Origin of the sequence: Mycobacterium sp. IS-1264 (assembly GCF_001954195.1) — a bacterium.
Lineage (GTDB): Bacteria > Actinomycetota > Actinomycetes > Mycobacteriales > Mycobacteriaceae > Mycobacterium.
This window is the reverse complement of the sequence record NZ_MBES01000078.1, coordinates 55,714-73,119: the sequence shown is the minus strand read 5'-3', so window position 1 is coordinate 73,119 and position 17,406 is coordinate 55,714. Positions and strand designations below refer to the sequence as shown.

Sequence of the window (17,406 nt, the reverse complement as noted above, 5' to 3'; positions counted from 1 at the left end):
CCCACCAGGAAGTGCCAATGACGATCACATCCACCACCACGGAACCCGGCATAGTCGCCGTCACCGTGGACTACCCGCCGGTCAACGCCATCCCGTCGCAGGGCTGGTTCGAACTCGCCGATGCCATCACGGCCGCCGGCGCCGATAACGCCACTCATGCGGTGATCCTGCGGGCCGAGGGGCGCGGCTTCAACGCCGGCGTCGACATCAAGGAAATGCAGCGCACCGAGGGATTCACCGCGCTCATCGACGCCAACCGCGGCTGCTTCGCTGCCTTTCGCGCGGTCTACGAATGCGCGGTGCCGGTGATCGCGGCCGTGAACGGATTCTGCGTCGGCGGCGGCATCGGCCTGGTCGGCAACTCCGACGTCATCGTGGCCTCCGACGACGCGACCTTCGGGCTCCCGGAGGTGGAGCGTGGTGCGCTGGGGGCGGCCACCCACCTGTCGAGGCTGGTGCCCCAGCACTTGATGCGGCGCCTGTTCTTCACGGCGGCCACCGTCGATGCCGCCACCCTGCACCACTTCGGCTCGGTGCACGAGGTGGTGCCGCGGGAGGAATTGGACGAGGCCGCGCTGCGGGTGGCGCGCGACATCGCGGCGAAGGACACCCGGGTGATCCGGGCGGCGAAGGAGGCGCTCAACTTGATCGACGTGCAACGGGTCAACTCGAGTTATCGCATGGAGCAAGGCTTTACCTTCGAACTCAACCTCGCCGGGGTGTCCGACGAGCACCGCGACGCGTTCGCCGGAACAGCGAAGGGCAAGAAGGAGTGAGCGACAAAAGGACGACGCTGGACGAGGCGGTCGCGCAATTGCGCAGCGGCATGACGATCGGCATCGGGGGCTGGGGGTCGCGGCGCAAGCCGATGGCCTTCGTGCGCGCGATGCTGCGCACCGAGATCACGGACTTGACGGTGGTCACCTACGGTGGCCCCGACCTGGGGCTGCTGTGTTCTGCGGGCAAGGTCAAGCGCGTGTACTACGGGTTCGTCTCGCTGGATTCGCCGCCGTTCTACGATCCGTGGTTCGCCAAGGCGCGCACCGCCGGCGCGATCGAAGCCCGGGAAATGGACGAGGGCATGCTGCGCTGCGGGCTGCAGGCGGCGGCGCAGCGGCTGCCGTTCCTGCCGATCCGCGCGGGGCTGGGCAGCTCAGTGCCCGACTTCTGGGAAGGCGAATTGCGGACCGTAACCAGCCCGTACCCCGCCCCGGGCGGCGGACACGAGACGCTGATCGCCATGCCCGCATTGCGATTGGACGCCGCATTCGTGCACCTCAATCTCGGTGATAGTCAAGGCAATGCGGCCTACACCGGCATCGACCCCTACTTCGACGATCTTTTCCTGATGGCCGCCGAGCGGCGCTACCTGTCGGTGGAACGTGTCGTGCCGACCGACGAGCTGATCAAGGCGGTGCCACCGCAGGCGCTGCTGGTGAACCGGATGATGGTCGACGCGGTGGTAGAGGCGCCCGGCGGGGCCCACTTCACCACCGCCGCACCGGATTACGGGCGGGACGAGAAGTTCCAGCGACACTACGCCGAGGCCGCCTCGACAGAAGACGGCTGGCAGCGCTTCGTCCAGACTTATCTCTCGGGCGGCGAAGACGAATATCAGGCGGCCGTGCGCGCGTTCGCGGAGGAGGCGTCGTCATGAGCGGGGAAATGCCCACCCGGGCCGAGGTCTGCGCCGTCGCCTGCGCCGAGTTGTTCAGGGACGCGGGCGAAATCATGGTCAGCCCGATGACGAACATGGCCTCCGTAGGCGCGCGGCTGGCGCGGCTGACGTTCTCACCGGACATCCTGCTCACCGATGGCGAGGCCCAGCTCCTGGCTGACACCCCGGCGCTGGGCAAGACCGGAGCGGTCGAAGGCTGGATGCCGTTCGGCCGGGTGTTCGAGACCCTGGCCTGGGGCCGGCGGCATGTGATCATGGGCGCCAATCAGGTCGATCGCTTTGGGAATCAGAACATCTCGGCGTTCGGCCCGCTGCAGCACCCCACCCGGCAGATGTTCGGCCTCCGCGGCGCGCCCGGCAACGCGATCAACCACGCGACCAGCTACTGGGTCGGCAACCACTCGAAGCGGGTGTTCTGCGAAGCCGTCGACGTCGTCTGCGGCATCGGCTGGGACAAGATCGACGAGGCAAACCCGGCGTTCCGGTTCGCCAACCCCTACCGGGTGGTGTCCAACCTCGGGGTGTTCGACTTCGGCGGCCCGGACAAGGCCATGCGCGCGGTGTCCCTGCACCCGGGCGTATCGCCCGACGACGTCCGCGAGAACACGTCGTTCGAGGTGCACGGCCTCGACGAGGCGGGAGAGACGCGGCTGCCGACCGACGACGAGCTGAACCTGATCCGTTCGGTCATCGACCCGAAGTCGCTGCGCGACAGAGAGATACGTTCATGATTGTTCCGCCTCCTCCTCATCGCTTCGCTCTGCATCGTCGGCGGTGGCTATGAGATTGCGCACGCCGCTGACCGAGCTGGTCGGCGTCGAGCATCCGGTGGTGCAGACCGGGATGGGCTGGGTGGCCGGTGCCCGGCTGGTGTCCGCCACGGCCAACGCGGGCGGCCTGGGCATCCTGGCGTCGGCGACCATGACGCTGGACGAGCTGGCGACCGCGATCGGCAAGGTCAAGGCGGCCACCGACAAGCCGTTCGGCGTGAACATCCGCGCCGACGCGGCCGACGCGGGTGACCGGGTCGAGTTGATGATCCGCGAGGGCGTGAAGGTCGCGTCGTTTGCGCTGGCACCCAAACCGGAGTTGATAGCGCGGCTGAAAGATGCTGGGGCGGTGGTCATCCCCTCGATCGGTGCGGCCAAGCATGCCCGCAAGGTCGCGGGCTGGGGCGCCGACGCGATGATCGTTCAGGGCGGCGAGGGCGGCGGGCACACCGGGCCCGTCGCGACGACGCTGCTGTTGCCGTCCGTGCTGGACGCGGTCAAGGGCACCGGCATCCCCGTGATCGCGGCGGGCGGGTTCTTCGACGGGCGTGGCCTCGCCGCGGCGCTGTCCTACGGCGCCGCCGGGGTCGCGATGGGCACCCGGTTCTTGCTCACCTCGGATTCCACCGTGCCCGACGCGGTCAAGCGGCGGTACATAGAGGCGGCGCTGGACGGCACGGTGGTCACCACGCGCGTCGACGGCATGCCGCACCGGGTGCTGCGCACCGGGCTGGTCGAGAAGCTGGAAAGCGGTTCACGGGCAAGGGGTTTCACCGCGGCGCTGCGCAATGCCGCCAAGTTCAAGAAGATGTCGCAGATGACTTGGCGCTCGATGATCAGCGACGGGCTGGCGATGCGGCACGGCAAGGAGCTGACCTGGTCGCAGGTGGTGATGGCGGCCAATACGCCGATGCTGCTGAAGGCCGGCCTCGTCGAGGGCAACACCGACGCCGGTGTGCTGGCGTCGGGACAGGTGGCCGGCATCCTCGACGACCTGCCGTCGTGCGCCGAGCTGATCGAAGCGATCGTGCGCGACGCAATCGAACACCTCCAGGCGGCGTCGTCTTGCGTCGTGGAGTAGCCATCGCTTTTCGGCGAGCGTGCGCAGTTGTACACGCGAACGTGCGTGTCGGCGTACAGACACGCACGTTCGCCGCAGTGTGTTAGAGCCGCTCGATGATGGTGACGTTGGCCGTGCCGCCGCCCTCGCACATCGTCTGCAGCCCATAGCGGCCGCCGATGCGCTCCAACTCGTTCAGCATGGTGGCGAACAGCTTGGCCCCGGTGGCGCCCAGCGGATGACCGAGGGCGATCGCGCCGCCGTTGGGGTTGACCTTCTCCGGGTCTGCCTTGATCTCCTTGAGCCAGGCCATCACAACGGGTGCGAACGCCTCGTTGATCTCCACGGTATCGATGTCGCTGATCGACAGCCCGGTCTTCTCCAGCGCGTGGCGGGTGGCCGGGATCGGGCCGGTCAGCATGAACACCGGGTCGGCGGCGCGCGCGCTGATGTGGTGGATGCGAGCCCTGGGCGTCAATCCGTGGTCCTTGACGGCCTGCTCGGAAGCCAGCAGCACCGCACTGGCGCCGTCGGAAATCTGACTGGCCATCGCCGCCGTCAGCCGTCCGCCTTCGACGAGCGGTTTCAGGCCGGCCATCTTCTCCATCGACGACTCGCGCGGGCCTTCGTCGACGCGGAACGGCCCGGATTCGGTTTCGACGGTGAGGATTTCGTTGTCGAAGTGGCCGCCGCGGATCGCCGCGAACGCGCGCTCGTGGCTGGTCAGCGCGTAGCGCTCCATCTCCTCGCGCGACAGGTTCCACTTTTCGGCGATCAGCTCCGAGCCGCGGAACTGTGAGATCTCCTGATCGCCATAGCGATGCAGCCACTGCTTGGATTCATTGGTCGGTGAAGTGAACCCGAACTTCTCGGCGACGGTCATCGCCGACGAGATCGGGATCTGGCTCATGTTCTGCACGCCGCCGGCCACGATGAGGTCGGCCGTGCCGGACATGATCGCTTGCGCGCCAAAGGAAATCGCCTGCTGGCTGGAGCCGCACTGGCGATCCACGGTGACACCGGGAACCTCTTCGGGGTAGCCGGCGGCCAGCCAGGAGAGCCGGGCGATGTTGCCCGCCTGTCCCCCGATGGCGTCAACGCAGCCGGCGATCACATCGTCGACGGCGGCGGGGTCGACGTCGATCCGGTCCAGAAGTCCGCGCCACCCCAGCGCGCCCAGGTCGATGGGATGGATCCCGGCCAGCGATCCGCCGCGCTTGCCGACCGCGGTACGCACAGCGTCGATGACGTACGCCTCAGCCATTGTGTCGCTCCTCCTCATCGCTACGCTCGGCATCGTCGCCGACACGAGACATCTTTCAAACTCCTTCTTTGGTGATCCCGCCGAGCACGATGGCGAGATATTGCTGACCCACCTGCTGCGCGGTGAGCGGTCCGCCGGGTTGATACCAGCGCACCGACACCCAGGTGGTGTCGCGGATGAATCGGTAGACGAGGTCGACGTCGAGGTCGGGCCGGAAGTAGCCCTCGTCGACGCCCTGGTTGAGCACCTCGACCCACATCTTGCGTTGCTGGCGGTTCATGTCCTCGATGTAGGAGAACCGGGCCTGCGACAGCAGCCGTTTGGCTTCGTCCTGATAGATGACGACCTGCGCGTGACGATCCTCGATCGCCTCGAACGACGCCATGAACAGGCCCTTGAGCCGCTCGAGCGGGTTGGCCTCGCTGTCCACGATCTCGCGGTAGCGGGCGAACAACCAGTCCAGGAAGCTGCGCAGCAGCTCGTCGACGATCTCCTCTTTCGAGGAGAAGTGGTGGTACAGACTGCCGGACAGGATGCCGGCACCGTCGGCGATGTCGCGCACGGTGGTGGCGCGCAGGCCCCGCTCGGCGAACATGGTCGCGGCGAGGTCCAGCAGCTCGTCTCGCCGGCTGTTCGCCTGACCGGGCACTCGGTCCACCGGATCAGAGTATCAACCAAGCGCTTGCTTGGCCAGTCGCCTTGCTCACGGATGCTGGCTCGAGACGGAGATGACCTCGCCCGTGAGGTAACTCGAGTAGTCGCTGGCCAGGAACGCGATGGTGGCCGCCACCTCCCACGGCTCGGCGGCTCGCCCGAACGCCTCGCCCGCGGAGAGCTGGTCGAGTAGCTCCGCCGACGTGGTCTTGTCCAGAAATTTGTGCCGGGCGATGCTCGGCGACACCGCGTTGATCCGGACGCCGTACTCGACGGCTTCGATTGCGCTGCAACGGGTTAACGCCATCACCCCGGCCTTGGCAGCCGCGTAGTGCGACTGCGAGTGCTGCGCGCGCCAACCCAGGACGCTGGCGTTGTTGACGATCACCCCGCCGTGTGGGGCATCACGGAAGTATCGCAGCGCAGCGCGAGTCGCCCGAAACACCGACGTCAGGGTGACGTTCAGGACACGATCCCACTCGTCGTCGGTCATGTCGACCACCGGCGTCTGCCCACCGAGCCCGGCGTTGTTGACCAGTACGTCGATGCGGCCCATCCGGGCATGGGCCGACGCGAACAATGCGTCGACCTGGACGCTCGACGTCACGTCGCACACCACCTTCTCGACGCGACCCTGCCCCAGCGCCGACAGCTCGTCGGCGGCCTCGCCCAACCGTCGTTCGTGGTGGTCGGAGATCACCACGTCGGCACCCTCGGCCAGCGCCCGCCGTGCGGTCGCCGATCCGATGCCGGTGCCCGCGGCGGCCGTCACGATGACCACCTTGCCGGCCAGAAGCCCGTGTCCGGCAACCTCTTTCGGTGCTTCGGCCAGACTCATCCCTTAACCTCTCGCGGTAGGCCGAGCACCCGCTCGGCGATGATATTGCGCTGGATCTCGTTGGACCCGCCGTAGATGGTGTCGGCGCGGGTGAACAGGTACAGCCGCTGCCACTCGTCGAACTCGCCATCGGTGAGCGTCAGGCCGGGCTTGCCGATGACGTCCATCGCCAGCTCGCCCAGATCGCGATGCCAGTTGGCCCACAACAGCTTCGACACGTTGTCCTGGCCGGGCTGCTCGACATCCATGGTGGCTAGCGCGTACGAACGCATCGCCCGCAGCCCCGTCCACGCCCGCGTCAGCCGCTCCCGGATGAACGGATCGTCGGCTGCGCCGTTGCGTTGTGCGAGCTCGGCGAGGTTGGAAAGCTCGCGGGCATAACGGATTTGCTGCCCTAGCGTCGAGACGCCGCGCTCGAACGTCAGCGTTCCCATGGCGACCCGCCAGCCATCGCCCGGCTGGCCGACCACCATCGATGCGTCGGTGCGGGCGTCGTCGAAGAACACCTCGTTGAACTCCGCGGTGCCGGTGATCTGGACAATAGGCCGGATCTGCACACCCGGTTGGTCCAGCGGCACCAGCAGATACGACAGCCCGGCGTGCCGCTTGGAGCCCTTCTCGGTGCGCGCCACCACAAAGCACCACTGCGACAGGTGCGCCAGCGACGTCCAGACCTTCTGTCCGTTGATCACCCACTGGTCGCCGTCGAGCTCGGCGGTGGTCGAGACGTTGGCCAGGTCGCTGCCGGCGCCGGGCTCCGAATATCCCTGGCACCACAGTTCGGTGACGTCCAGGATCCGGGGCAGGAAGCGCTCCTGTTGCTCGGGTGTCCCGAACGCGATCAGGGTCGGGCCGAGCAGCTCCTCACCGAAGTGGTTGACCTTGTCCGGGGCGTCGGCGCGGGCGTATTCCTCGTAGAAGGCCACCCGATGCGCCGTCGAAAGGCCGCGGCCGCCGTGCTCGACCGGCCACCCCAGACAGGTCAGCCCGGCCGCGGCCAGATGCTGGTTCCAGGCCCGGCGCTCTTCGAACGCTTCGTGTTCACGCCCGGGGCCACCGAGGCCCTTGAGCGCTGCGAATTCGCCGACCAGATTGTCGGCGAGCCAATCTCGGACCTCCGCCCGGAACTCCTCGACATCCTGCATGCCCTGTAGGCTAACCTACCAAGCACTTGCTTTGTTAGGAGCATCGATGACTGACGATCCGCGCACCGTGCCCGCGGCGCTGGACCGTTTCGTCGACCAGCTCCCGGACCACGCCGCGCTGATCACCGACGACCGCTCGTTCACCGCGGCCGAGCTGCGCGACGAGGTGCACCGCGCGACGGCCGCGCTGATCGCGCTCGGCGTCCAACACCGCGACCGGGTGGCCATCTGGTCGCCGAACACCTGGCACTGGGTGGTCGCCTGCCTGGCGATTCACCACGCTGGAGCCGCGATGGTGCCGCTCAATACGCGCTATACCGCCTCGGAGGCCGCCGACATCCTGGCCCGCACCGAGGCGCCGGTGCTGTTCGGGATGGGCCGATTTCTCGGCAACGATCGACTCGCCGACCTCGACAGCGCGGCCCTGCCCGCGCTGCGGCACATCGTGCGCATCCCGGTCGAAGCCGAGGACGGCACCTGGGACGAATTCATCGCCCAGGGTTCGGGGTCCGCCGCCGTCTCCGAACGTGCCGCGGCCGTGGTCCCCGACGACGTCAGCGACATCCTGTTCACCTCCGGGACCACCGGCCGCAGCAAAGGCGTGCTGTGCGCGCACCGGCAATCGCTCTCGGCGTCGGCCTCGTGGGCCGCCAACGGCAAGATCACCAGCGACGACCGCTACCTGTGCATCAACCCGTTCTTCCACAACTTCGGATACAAGGCCGGCATTCTGGCCTGCCTGCAGACCGGGGCGACGCTGATCCCGCACCTGACCTTCGATCCGCTGCGCACGCTGCAGGCCATCGAGCAACACCGCATCACCGTGTTGCCCGGTCCGCCCACGATCTACCAGACCCTGCTCGATCACCCGGCCCGCAACGACTACGACCTGAGCTCGCTGCGGTTCGCGGTGACCGGCGCGGCCACCGTTCCCGTGGTGTTGGTCGAACGCATGCAGTCCGAGCTCGACATCGACATCGTGCTGACCGCCTATGGCCTGACCGAGGCCAATGGCATGGGCACCATGTGCCGAGCCGACGACGACGCGGTGACCGTCGCCACCACCTGCGGCCGTCCGTTCGCGGACTTCGAATTGCGCATCGACGCAACGGAACCCGGCGAATCGGGAGAGGTGCTGCTGCGAGGGCCCAACGTGATGCTGGGCTATCTCGACGACCCGGAGGCCACCGCCGCGGCCATCGACGCCGACGGCTGGCTGCACACCGGTGACATCGGCGCCGTCGACAAGGCCGGAAACCTGCGCATCACCGATCGGCTCAAGGACATGTACATCTGTGGCGGCTTCAACGTCTATCCCGCCGAGGTCGAGCAGGTGCTGGCCCGGCTGGAGGGCGTGGCCGACGCCGCCGTGATAGGGGTTCCCGACGAGCGCCTGGGCGAGGTGGGCCGGGCGTTCGTGGTGACCCGGCCCGGCTCGGACCTCGACGAGCAATCGGTAATCGCTTATACCCGTGAACATTTGGCGAACTTCAAGGCACCTCGGTCGGTGCGGTTCGTCGACGCGTTGCCGCGCAATGCGGGCGGCAAGGTGGTCAAACCACAACTGCGAGAGCTGGCCTGAATTGGATCTGGAACTAGACGAAGAGACATTGGCCTTCCAGGCCGAGGTGCGCGACTTCCTCTCCGCCAACGCCGAGGCGATCCCGACGAAGTCCTACGACAGCGCGGAAGGCTTTGCGCAACACCGGCATTGGGACAAGGTGCTCTTCGATGCGGGCCTGTCGGTGATCACCTGGCCGAAGAAGTACGGCGGCCGCGACGCGCCGCTGCTGCACTGGGTGGTGTTCGAAGAGGAGTACTTCCACGCCGGGGCGCCGGGACGTGCCAGCGCCAACGGCACCTCGATGCTGGCCCCGACGTTGTTCGCGCACGGCACCGAGGAACAGCTCGACCGGATACTGCCGAAAATGGCCAGCGGCGAACAGATCTGGGCCCAGGCCTGGTCGGAACCGGAATCCGGCAGCGACCTGGCGTCGCTGCGGTCCACCGCGACCAAGACCGACGGCGGCTGGCTGCTGAATGGGCAGAAGATCTGGAGTTCGCGGGCACCGTTCGCCGAGATGGGCTTCGGGTTGTTTCGATCCGACCCCTCGGCGGAGCGACACCACGGGCTGACGTACTTCATGTTCGACCTGAAAGCCAAGGGCATCACCGTGCGGCCCATTGTCCAGCTGGGCGGCGACACCGGCTTCGGTGAGATCTTCCTCGACGACGTCTTCGTGCCCGACGAGGACGTCATCGGCACGCCCAACGACGGCTGGCGGGCCGCCATGAGCACGTCCAGCAACGAGCGTGGCATGTCGCTGCGCAGCCCGGCCCGCTTCCTGGCGGCCGCCGAGCGGCTGGTGCGGCTGTGGAAGGACACCGGCTCGCCCGCTGAGTTCGCCGACCGGGTCGCCGACGCCTGGATCAAGGCGCAGGCCTACCGGCTGCAGACCTTCGGCACGGTGACCAGGCTGGCCGCCGGCGGCGAGCTGGGCGCCGAATCGTCGGTGACCAAGGTGTTCTGGTCCGATCTTGACGTGGCCATCCATCAGACCGCGATCGACCTGCGGGGCGCCGACGGCGAGCTCGCCGGGCCGTGGACCGATGGCCTGCTGTTCGCGCTGGGCGGCCCGATATATGCCGGTACCAACGAGATTCAACGCAACATCATCTCCGAACGCCTGCTGGGCCTGCCCAGGGAGAAGCGGTAATGGACTTTGCGCTAGACCAACAGCAACGCGACTTCGCGAACAGCATCGACGCGGCGCTCGGCGCGGCCGACCTGCCCGGGGCGGTGCGCGCCTGGTCAGCCGGCGACGTCGCGCCCGGCCGCAAGGTGTGGGAGCAGCTTGCCAACCTCGGCGTCACCGCCCTGGCCGTGCCCGAGAAATACGACGGCCTGGACGCGGACCCGGTGGACCTGGTCGTCGCGCTGGAGCGCCTCGGTCGCTGGTGCGTGCCGGGCCCGGTGGCCGAATCCATCGCCGTCGCACCGGTTTTGCTTGCCGAAGACGATCGAAGCGCCGGGCTGGCGTCCGGTGAGCTGATCGCCACCGTCGCACTGCCGCCCGAGACCCCGCGCGCGGTGGACGCCGAGGCGGCCGGGCTGGTGCTGCTGGCCACCGACGCCGGTGTCAGCGAAGCCGTAGCGGGTGAGTGCCACCAATCCGTCGATCCCAGCCGCCGCCTCTACGACGTGACGGCAACCGGCGACACCTGGCAGGCGGACGTCGAGCGTGCCTACCGGTTCGGCGCGCTGGCCACCGCGGCGCAGCTCGTCGGCGTCGCGGAGGCGCTGCTCAACGGCGCGGTCGATTACGCGAAGCAGCGCACGCAGTTCGGCCGGGTGATCGGTTCGTATCAGGCCATCAAACACAAGCTGGCCGATGTGCACATCGCGATCGAGCTGACCCGTCCGTTGGTGTACGGCGCGGCGCTGACGTTGGAGCCGCGCGACGTGAGCGCCGCCAAGGCGGCCGCGTCCGAGACCGGGCTGTTGGCGGCGCGGGCGTCGTTGCAGACGCACGGCGCGATCGGCTTCACCCAGGAGCACGACCTTTCGCTGTGGCTGCTGCGGGTGCAGGCATTACGCTCGGCGTGGGGTGATCCCGAGGCGCATCGGCGCAGGGTGCTGGAGGCGTTATGAGCGAAGAACGGGAGATGCTGCGCGAGACCGTCGCAGCCCTGGTCACCAAACACGCGGACCCGGCGGCCGTGCGCGCCGCGATCGAGTCGGAGGCGGGCTACGACGAATCGCTGTGGCGGCTGCTCTGCGAGCAGGTTGGCGCCGCCGCGCTGATGGTGCCCGAGGACCTCGGGGGTGCAGGCGGCGAACTGGCCGATGCCGCAACGGTTTTGCAGGAACTGGGCCGCGCGCTGGTGCCCTCCCCGCTGTTGGGCACCACACTGGCCGAGCTGGCGCTGCTGGCGGCGCCGGAGCCCGACGCCGACGCATTGGCGGGGCTGGCGGAGGGTAGCTCGATCGGTGCGCTGGTGCTCGACGCTGACTATGTGGTCAACGGCGACATCGCCGACGTGGTCGTCGCCGCGGTGGACGGCGAGCTGGCCAGGTGGACCCGCTTCAGCGCGCAACCGGTGACGACGATGGACCCCACGCGCCGGCTGGCCCAAGTGCGGCCCGAGGAGACCACCGCGCTGGGGCCCGACCCCGGCCTGGCCGACTCCGCGGCGATCCTGGTGGCCGCCGAGCAGATCGGGGCCGCCGAGCGCTGCCTGGAGCTGACCGTCGAATATGCCAAGAGCAGAGTGCAATTCGGCCGCCCCATCGGCAGCTTCCAGGCGCTCAAGCATCGGATGGCGGATCTGTACGTCGCGATCGCGGCGGCGCGGGCCGTCGTCGCCGACGCGTGCGTCGACCCCACACCCACCAACGCCGCCACCGCGCGCCTCGCCGCAAGCGAGGCGCTGAGCAGGGCGGCCGCCGAAGGCATTCAGCTCCACGGTGGCATCGCGATCACCTGGGAACACGACATGCACCTGTATTTCAAGCGCGCACACGGCAGTGCCCAGCTGCTGGGCGCGCCGCGAGAACTGCTGAGCCGGCTGGAATCCGAGGTGCTCAAAACGCCGTGAACGCCTCCGTCGCGCTGCGTGCCGGCATCCCGCCGTTCTATGTGATGGATGTCTGGCTGGCGGCCGCGGAGCGCCAGCGCAGCCATGGCGATCTGGTGAACCTGTCGGCGGGACAACCGAGTGTCGGTGCCCCCGAGCCGGTGCGGGCGGCCGCGGCGAGCGCGCTGCATCTCAACGAGTTGGGTTACACAGTGGCACTGGGCATCCCGGAACTGCGCGACGCGATCGCGGCGGATTACCAGCGCCAGCACGGAATCTACGTCGAGTCCGACGCCGTGGTGATCACCACGGGCTCCTCGGGCGGGTTCCTGCTCGCTTTTCTCGCGTGTTTCGACGTCGGCGATCGGGTGGCGCTGGCCAGTCCCGGCTACCCGTGCTATCGAAACATCCTGTCGGCGCTGGGATGCGAGGTGGTGGAGATCCCGTGCGGACCGGAGACTCGGTTCCAACCGACCGCGCGGATGCTGGCCGAACTGGACCCGCCGGTGGCCGGAGTCGTCGTCGCCAGCCCGGCCAACCCCACCGGGACGGTCATACCGCCGGCCGAGTTGGCGGCGATCGCGTCGTGGTGCGAGGCCTCGGGGGTGCGGCTGATCAGCGACGAGGTCTACCACGGCCTGGTCTACCCGGGCGCCCCGCAAACCAGCTGCGCCTGGCAGACGTCGCGAAACGCGGTGGTAGTCAACAGCTTTTCCAAGTATTACGCGATGACGGGCTGGCGGCTGGGCTGGCTGCTGGTGCCGCCGGAGCTGCGCCGCGCGGTGGACTGCCTGACCGGCAACTTCACCATCTGCCCGCCCGTGCTGTCGCAGATCGCGGCGGTGGCGGCGTTCACGCCCGAGGCGATCGCCGAGGCCGACGGCCATCTGCGTCACTACGCCGTCAACCGCTCGCTGCTGCTCGACGGGCTGCGCCGGATCGGGATCGACCGGCTGGCGCCGACCGACGGCGCGTTCTATGTGTACGCCGATGTCTCCGACTTCACCGACGATTCGCTGGGTTTCTGCGCAAAGCTGCTGTCCGACACCGGCGTTGCCATCGCACCGGGCATCGACTTCGACCCCGCGCGCGGCAATGCCTTCGTCCGGCTGTCCTTCGCCGGGCCGACCACCGACATCGAGGAGGCGCTGCGGCGCATGGGGCCCTGGCTGGTGCGCCGCTAAGCGTCCAGGACCTTGTCGATGCGCGCCTCGAGGGCACCGCGCTCGGCGACGTCATCGACATTGATGCCGAACCGGTCGCGCAGCGCGTCGACGACCGCGGCGGCGTCCTCGAGCCGGGTTTTCTCGCTACCGTCGGCGCGGTGAACGGTCAGGTTGCGGCCCGCCAGGTTCATTCGGGCGCCGTCGGTCAACCGCGCGACCGTCAGGCTCGTCACGAAGTGCGACGACGGGTGGGTCGACACCCACCAGCTACCCACCCGCAGGTCGATGTCCGGCCTGGTTCGCGTGGTGAACTCGTAGAGCGACTGCCACTCGCCGCGGATCTGGGCCTCTAGCACCAGTCCGTCGCGGCGGTCCCGCAACCGGTACGGTTCCAGCGTCGTCTGCTGGACGCTGCCCGTTTCCAGCCGGATGGGCGAAGGCAGGGTCTGGCCGCCGAAACCGACGTCGACGAGATATGGGCCCGCGGAACCGGGGAACGTCACCGCCAACACCGTATGAGTCTGCGCCCCGACCGGTGCGTCGGGCGGGACCATCCAGATCACCCGCCCGGCGAATCGCCGCACCCGAAAGCCGATTTTGCCGAGCGCATAGCCCATTAGGCCGTTCTGCTCGTAGCAGTAGCCGCCCCGACCCCGGCGAACCAGCTTGTCGGCGAGGGATTCCGGGCTCAGGTCGTCGACCGGCACCCCCAACAGCGGATCGAGGTTCTCGAAGGGAATGGTCCGAGTGTGGGCGGTCACCAGATCCTGTAATACCTCGAGGTTCGGCTCGGCGGCGCCGTGGTAGTCGATGCGATCGAAGTATCCGTTCAGATCGAGCGTCATGACGCCATTCTGGCCCAGGGAGGCGTCAGAATATGTCCCGCGGAAACTATCCTCGCCGAATCTTCTCCGCGGGAGATCGCGAGCGATACTCTTGACCTCGCTAATTCATTCATTGCACAGATTGGCGCCCAGAAATGGCTGAAGGACCTGCCAGCGACGGTCCGACGCCGGCCCCGAGCGGGCTCGCTGCGGAGTTGGCTTCCGCCGGATTCGAAGATGCCCGCCAAGTCGCCCGGGGCGGCGCCGGCGTGATCTATTGCTGCTACGAGACGGCGCTCGGGCGAAATGTCGCGGTCAAGGTGCTGCCATCGCATTTCGACGAAGACAGCAGGGAGCGCTTTCTGCGCGAGGGCTATGCGATGGGCGGCCTCTCGGGGCATCCGAATATCGTCAACATCTTGCGCGTCGGCGTGACCGAGAGCGGCAAGCCGTACATCGTGATGCCCTACCACGCAGCGGATTCGCTGGCCGTCAGGTTGCGCCGCGAGGGGCCAATTTCTTGGCCCGAGGCATTGCGGATCGGGGTGAAGTTGTGCGGGGCACTGGAAACCGCACACAAGAGCGGAACTTTGCACCGCGATATCAAGCCCGCAAACGTGCTTATCAACGACTACGGCGAGCCCCAGCTGAGCGATTTCGGGATCGCCCACATCGAAGGCGGGTATGAAACCGCGACCGGGTTCTTCTCCGGCACAATCGACTACACCGCGCCCGAGGTTATGACCGGTAATCCGGCAACGGTGAGTTCCGACCTTTACTCTCTCGGCGCCACAATTTATGCGCTCATTGCCGGCAGCGCCGCACACGAACGCCGCAGCGGCGAGGACCTCATTGCGCAGTATCTGCGGATCAGCACGACACGGGTCCCGGACATGCGTCCGGACGGGATCCCGGACGCGGTGTGCGCGGCGATCGAGCATGCGATGGCCATCGATCCGGCCGAGCGGCCCACGTCCGCGGCGCAGTTCGGCCGCGAATTGCAATCGGCGCAGCGCCAGAATGGCCTGAAACCCGATTCGATGGCGATCACCAGCGTCGGTGTCGAGCCGGGGCACACGGTCAACGTGACGGCGGGCCTCACCGCAACTCCCTCCGCTTCCCCCCGCGGACACACGGCAACGGGGCGGCCGCCGGATCGCACGACGTCGTCCGTTCCCAAACCGCCGCCGCCGAGCGAGTCCGCCCCCGCGACCGCGCCGCTGGCGGCGTCCGGGTCCGACGAGTACTCCGCCGCGGCGACCAGATTGCGCGGCGGAGGCATCACCGGAACGCAGGGGCCGGTGCCCGCTCCGCCGCCCCCGCCGTCGGGAAACGGCAACGCAATGACCCCACCGAGGATCCCCGCGCAGCCGCCGGGCGCCGTCCCGCCCCCGGGCGGGAAACCGCCGCTGCAGGCGCGGGCCGCCGCTTGGTTCGGCGAGCCGGGAAAGAAGCGGAGTCGCATTGCGCTGGTCGCCGGCGCGGCCGCCGCCGTCGTGCTGCTGGTGATCGTCGTTGTGGTTTTCGCGATTCCGGGCGACAACGGCCACAAGACCGCCGCGAGCCAACCGAGCACGGAGGCGCCGGTCGAATGGAAACCGATCACGAATGCGCGCGTCGCCCGCGACGCCGGGGCCACCACCCAGGTCGACGGCACGATCTGGATCTTCGGCGGGATTCGAAGCGACGGAGCCCTCAGCGCGATGCAGGAGGGCTACGACCCAGTCATCGATAGCTGGAAGGGGGGCGACGATCTCCCGGTTGCCGTCCAGCGCGCGACCGCGGTCAATTGGCAGGGAAACCCCGTCGTGCTGGGCGGGCTCAAGTCAGTGGGCGGCAAAAGCGTTGCGTCGGACCAGGTTTGGCGGGTAATCAACAGTCGCTGGGTAGAGATGCCGCACCTGTTGCAGCCCAGGGCGGCGGCGGCAGCGGCCGTCGTCGGTGATCGGCTCGTTGTCACCGGCGGTGTCGACGCGGGCGGTGCGCTGCTGAACACGACCGAGGTCTTCGACGGCAACTCTTGGAGCCTGGGCGCGCCCATACCGACTCCGCGGCAGATGCTTGCCGCGGCCTCGGACGGAAAGTTGGTGTACGCCGTCGGCGGCACCAACGGCGGCTCGGATCTGCCGACACTCGAGGCGTATGACCCGGCGGCGAAAGCCTGGACGTCGTTACCCGCGCTTCCCCAGGCGCGCAGTGACCTCGGCGTGGCCATCACGGACGGCCGCCTGGTGGCCGTCGGGGGGGTGTCGTCGGGGCAAGTCCTCAAAACCGTTTCGGTGTTCGATCTGATGACCAAAACGTGGACCGGGTTGCCGGACATGACGACCCCGCGCCACGGGATGGCCGTCGCGGCGGTGGAGAAATCCGTCTACGCGATCGGCGGGTCCACCGGTGTCGGAGATGGCCAGGTAACCGCTGCGGCGGAGGTGCTGAAGCTGCCGGCCCGCAAGATCCAGCCGGCCTCGCAGTGGCGGTCCCTGCCCGACGCGCCGACGGCCCGGTTGATGATGGCCTGGGCGGTCCTCAACAACAAGATCTGGATCCTCGGCGGCCTGCAGAACGGAGTAGCGCTCCAGACCGTCGAAAGCTACGACCCGCGCAGCGGCGCCTGGGAAACCGGCCCTCCGTTGCCCATCCCGCTGCACCACGCGGCGGCGGCGACGTACCGCGGCGAGGTGGTGGTGCTCGGCGGTGCGAGCGACAACCTCGCGAACGCGTCCAACAAGGTGTTCGCGCTGCGGGGCGGCAGCTGGGTGGAGCTGCCGAGCCTCACGCACGCTCGGGCGGCGCCGGCCGCGGCCGTCGTGGGTGACAAACTCGTGGCGGTCGGCGGGCAGAACGCCAAGCAACTCGTCCCGCAGACCGAGGTCTTCGACGGCACCTCGTGGAACGACGCGGCCGACATGCCGACGGCGCGCGAACACCTGGCGGCAGTCTCCGACGGCACCTACGTGTACACGGTCGGCGGCCGGTTCCTCTCGGCTGACAAGAATTCCGCGGCCCTCGAACGATTCGATCCCGCGGCGGGGACCTGGACCAGGCTGGTGGGCATGCCGACGCCGCGGGGAAGTTACGGCGCCACGTATATCGATGGCCGCATCGTGGCCGTCGGCGGCGAAGAGCCGACGATGGTGCTGAACACGGTCGAGATGTATGACATCGCCAGCGGGAAGTGGAGCACGCTGGCGCCCATGCCAACGGCGCGGCACGCCGAGGTGGTGGCGACCGTCGGCAACACGGTGTACTGCATCGGCGGGGCAAATCGGCCGACCCACGAGGGTCCGATCGCGACGGTCGAGGCGCTGGACTTCATGTAACGGCGCCGGCGCCGGCATTGGCTGTTTGGCATACGTCGAGTACGGGGACCCCGGGTAGACGGGCAGACCAATACACCGAGCAACGGAGCCCCATTTATGAGCACCAGCA

The 17,406-nt window shown here is 68.2% G+C and carries 15 protein-coding genes; 10 read left to right on the top strand and 5 right to left on the bottom strand.

Translation table 11 applies throughout. The features are described 5' to 3' along the window. Positions 1–17 precede the first annotated feature (17 nt). From echA20 to ipdC, 4 genes are read left to right on the top strand one after another with little or no spacing between them, the layout of a single operon-like run. On the top strand, positions 18–776 hold the full coding sequence (gene echA20 / locus A5744_RS20500; RefSeq protein WP_076064193.1) for a (7aS)-7a-methyl-1,5-dioxo-2,3,5,6,7,7a-hexahydro-1H-indene-carboxyl-CoA hydrolase: 759 nt from the start codon (positions 18–20) through the stop codon (positions 774–776). Next, positions 773–1,657, top strand: coding sequence for a cholesterol ring-cleaving hydrolase subunit IpdA (gene ipdA / locus A5744_RS20495; RefSeq protein WP_076064191.1), 885 nt, complete (start codon positions 773–775; stop codon positions 1,655–1,657). Before echA20 ends, ipdA begins: the two co-directional genes overlap by 4 nt. An 8-nt stretch (positions 1,658–1,665) precedes the next feature. Next, complete coding sequence (ipdB, locus tag A5744_RS20490; RefSeq protein ID WP_076064189.1) at positions 1,666–2,409, top strand: cholesterol ring-cleaving hydrolase subunit IpdB; 744 nt, start codon at positions 1,666–1,668, stop codon at positions 2,407–2,409. A 49-nt stretch (positions 2,410–2,458) separates the two neighbouring features. Next, positions 2,459–3,529 (top strand): (3aS,4S,5R,7aS)-5-hydroxy-7a-methyl-1-oxo-octahydro-1H-indene-4-carboxyl-CoA dehydrogenase, encoded by a 1,071-nt coding sequence (gene ipdC / locus A5744_RS20485; RefSeq protein ID WP_076064188.1) that lies wholly within the window; start codon positions 2,459–2,461, stop codon positions 3,527–3,529. Positions 3,530–3,611: 82 nt separating this feature from the next. On the opposite strand, the gene fadA6 is transcribed toward ipdC, so the two are convergent. Genes fadA6 through ipdE1 form a run of 4 tightly spaced genes read right to left on the bottom strand, consistent with a single transcriptional unit; the run spans position 3,612 to position 7,409 of the window. Continuing rightward, a complete protein-coding gene (gene fadA6 / locus A5744_RS20480) occupies positions 3,612–4,772 on the bottom strand; it encodes a steroid 3-ketoacyl-CoA thiolase FadA6 (protein ID WP_076064186.1) in 1,161 nt (386 codons plus the stop codon). Positions 4,773–4,827: 55 nt separating this feature from the next. Further along, complete coding sequence (gene kstR2 / locus A5744_RS20475) at positions 4,828–5,430, bottom strand: TetR family transcriptional regulator KstR2 (RefSeq protein WP_139329560.1); 603 nt, start codon at positions 5,428–5,430, stop codon at positions 4,828–4,830. Positions 5,431–5,475: 45 nt separating this feature from the next. Beyond that, entirely contained in the window at positions 5,476–6,264 is a 789-nt protein-coding gene (gene ipdF, locus A5744_RS20470) for a (5R,7aS)-5-hydroxy-7a-methyl-1-oxo-2,3,5,6,7,7a-hexahydro-1H-indene-carboxyl-CoA reductase (protein WP_076064182.1), read from the bottom strand. Continuing rightward, positions 6,261–7,409 (bottom strand): acyl-CoA dehydrogenase IpdE1, encoded by a 1,149-nt coding sequence (gene ipdE1, locus A5744_RS20465; RefSeq protein ID WP_076064180.1) that lies wholly within the window; start codon positions 7,407–7,409, stop codon positions 6,261–6,263. Before ipdE1 ends, ipdF begins: the two co-directional genes overlap by 4 nt. A 46-nt stretch (positions 7,410–7,455) precedes the next feature. Between ipdE1 and fadD3 the strand changes: the two genes are divergently transcribed. From fadD3 to A5744_RS20440, 5 genes are read left to right on the top strand one after another with little or no spacing between them, the layout of a single operon-like run. Then, positions 7,456–8,991 carry a 3-((3aS,4S,7aS)-7a-methyl-1,5-dioxo-octahydro-1H-inden-4-yl)propanoate--CoA ligase FadD3 gene (gene fadD3 / locus A5744_RS20460; protein WP_076064178.1) on the top strand — a complete coding sequence of 512 codons (1,536 nt, stop codon included), beginning with the start codon at positions 7,456–7,458 and terminating at the stop codon, positions 8,989–8,991. Between the two features lies 1 nt (position 8,992). Next, complete coding sequence (locus tag A5744_RS20455; RefSeq protein ID WP_076064176.1) at positions 8,993–10,126, top strand: acyl-CoA dehydrogenase family protein; 1,134 nt, start codon at positions 8,993–8,995, stop codon at positions 10,124–10,126. Continuing rightward, a complete protein-coding gene (locus tag A5744_RS20450) occupies positions 10,126–11,061 on the top strand; it encodes an acyl-CoA dehydrogenase family protein (protein ID WP_076064174.1) in 936 nt (311 codons plus the stop codon). Before A5744_RS20455 ends, A5744_RS20450 begins: the two co-directional genes overlap by 1 nt. After that, a complete protein-coding gene (locus tag A5744_RS20445) occupies positions 11,058–12,008 on the top strand; it encodes an acyl-CoA dehydrogenase family protein (RefSeq protein WP_076064173.1) in 951 nt (316 codons plus the stop codon). Before A5744_RS20450 ends, A5744_RS20445 begins: the two co-directional genes overlap by 4 nt. Continuing rightward, the gene (locus tag A5744_RS20440) at positions 12,005–13,171 is read left to right on the top strand and encodes a pyridoxal phosphate-dependent aminotransferase (RefSeq protein ID WP_139329561.1); all 1,167 of its coding nucleotides are present in this window, start codon (positions 12,005–12,007) and stop codon (positions 13,169–13,171) included. Before A5744_RS20445 ends, A5744_RS20440 begins: the two co-directional genes overlap by 4 nt. Here the strand turns inward: A5744_RS20440 and A5744_RS20435 are convergent. Continuing rightward, complete coding sequence (locus A5744_RS20435) at positions 13,168–13,998, bottom strand: arylamine N-acetyltransferase (protein ID WP_076064171.1); 831 nt, start codon at positions 13,996–13,998, stop codon at positions 13,168–13,170. The two genes, A5744_RS20440 and A5744_RS20435, sit on opposite strands and share 4 nt — an antisense overlap. A 134-nt stretch (positions 13,999–14,132) precedes the next feature. Here A5744_RS20435 and A5744_RS20430 point away from each other — a divergent pair, with 134 nt between their 5' ends. Next, positions 14,133–17,297, top strand: coding sequence for a serine/threonine-protein kinase (locus A5744_RS20430; RefSeq protein WP_076064169.1), 3,165 nt, complete (start codon positions 14,133–14,135; stop codon positions 17,295–17,297). Positions 17,298–17,406: the final 109 nt, after the last annotated feature.

Bases quoted from the DNA above. Each gene is read 5' to 3' on its own strand.
- ipdE1 (WP_076064180.1), bottom strand. From the start codon at position 7,409: ATGCAGGATGTCGAGGAGTTCCGGGCGGAGGTCCGAGATTGGCTCGCC.
- ipdF (WP_076064182.1), bottom strand. From the start codon at position 6,264: ATGAGTCTGGCCGAAGCACCGAAAGAGGTTGCCGGACACGGGCTTCTG.
- ipdB (WP_076064189.1), top strand. From the start codon at position 1,666: ATGCCCACCCGGGCCGAGGTCTGCGCCGTCGCCTGCGCCGAGTTGTTC.
- ipdC (WP_076064188.1), top strand. From the start codon at position 2,459: ATGAGATTGCGCACGCCGCTGACCGAGCTGGTCGGCGTCGAGCATCCG.
- fadA6 (WP_076064186.1), bottom strand. From the start codon at position 4,772: ATGGCTGAGGCGTACGTCATCGACGCTGTGCGTACCGCGGTCGGCAAG.
- A5744_RS20445 (WP_076064173.1), top strand. From the start codon at position 11,058: ATGAGCGAAGAACGGGAGATGCTGCGCGAGACCGTCGCAGCCCTGGTC.
- echA20 (WP_076064193.1), top strand. From the start codon at position 18: ATGACGATCACATCCACCACCACGGAACCCGGCATAGTCGCCGTCACC.
- A5744_RS20435 (WP_076064171.1), bottom strand. From the start codon at position 13,998: ATGACGCTCGATCTGAACGGATACTTCGATCGCATCGACTACCACGGC.
- A5744_RS20450 (WP_076064174.1), top strand. From the start codon at position 10,126: ATGGACTTTGCGCTAGACCAACAGCAACGCGACTTCGCGAACAGCATC.
- fadD3 (WP_076064178.1), top strand. From the start codon at position 7,456: ATGACTGACGATCCGCGCACCGTGCCCGCGGCGCTGGACCGTTTCGTC.
- A5744_RS20430 (WP_076064169.1), top strand. From the start codon at position 14,133: ATGGCTGAAGGACCTGCCAGCGACGGTCCGACGCCGGCCCCGAGCGGG.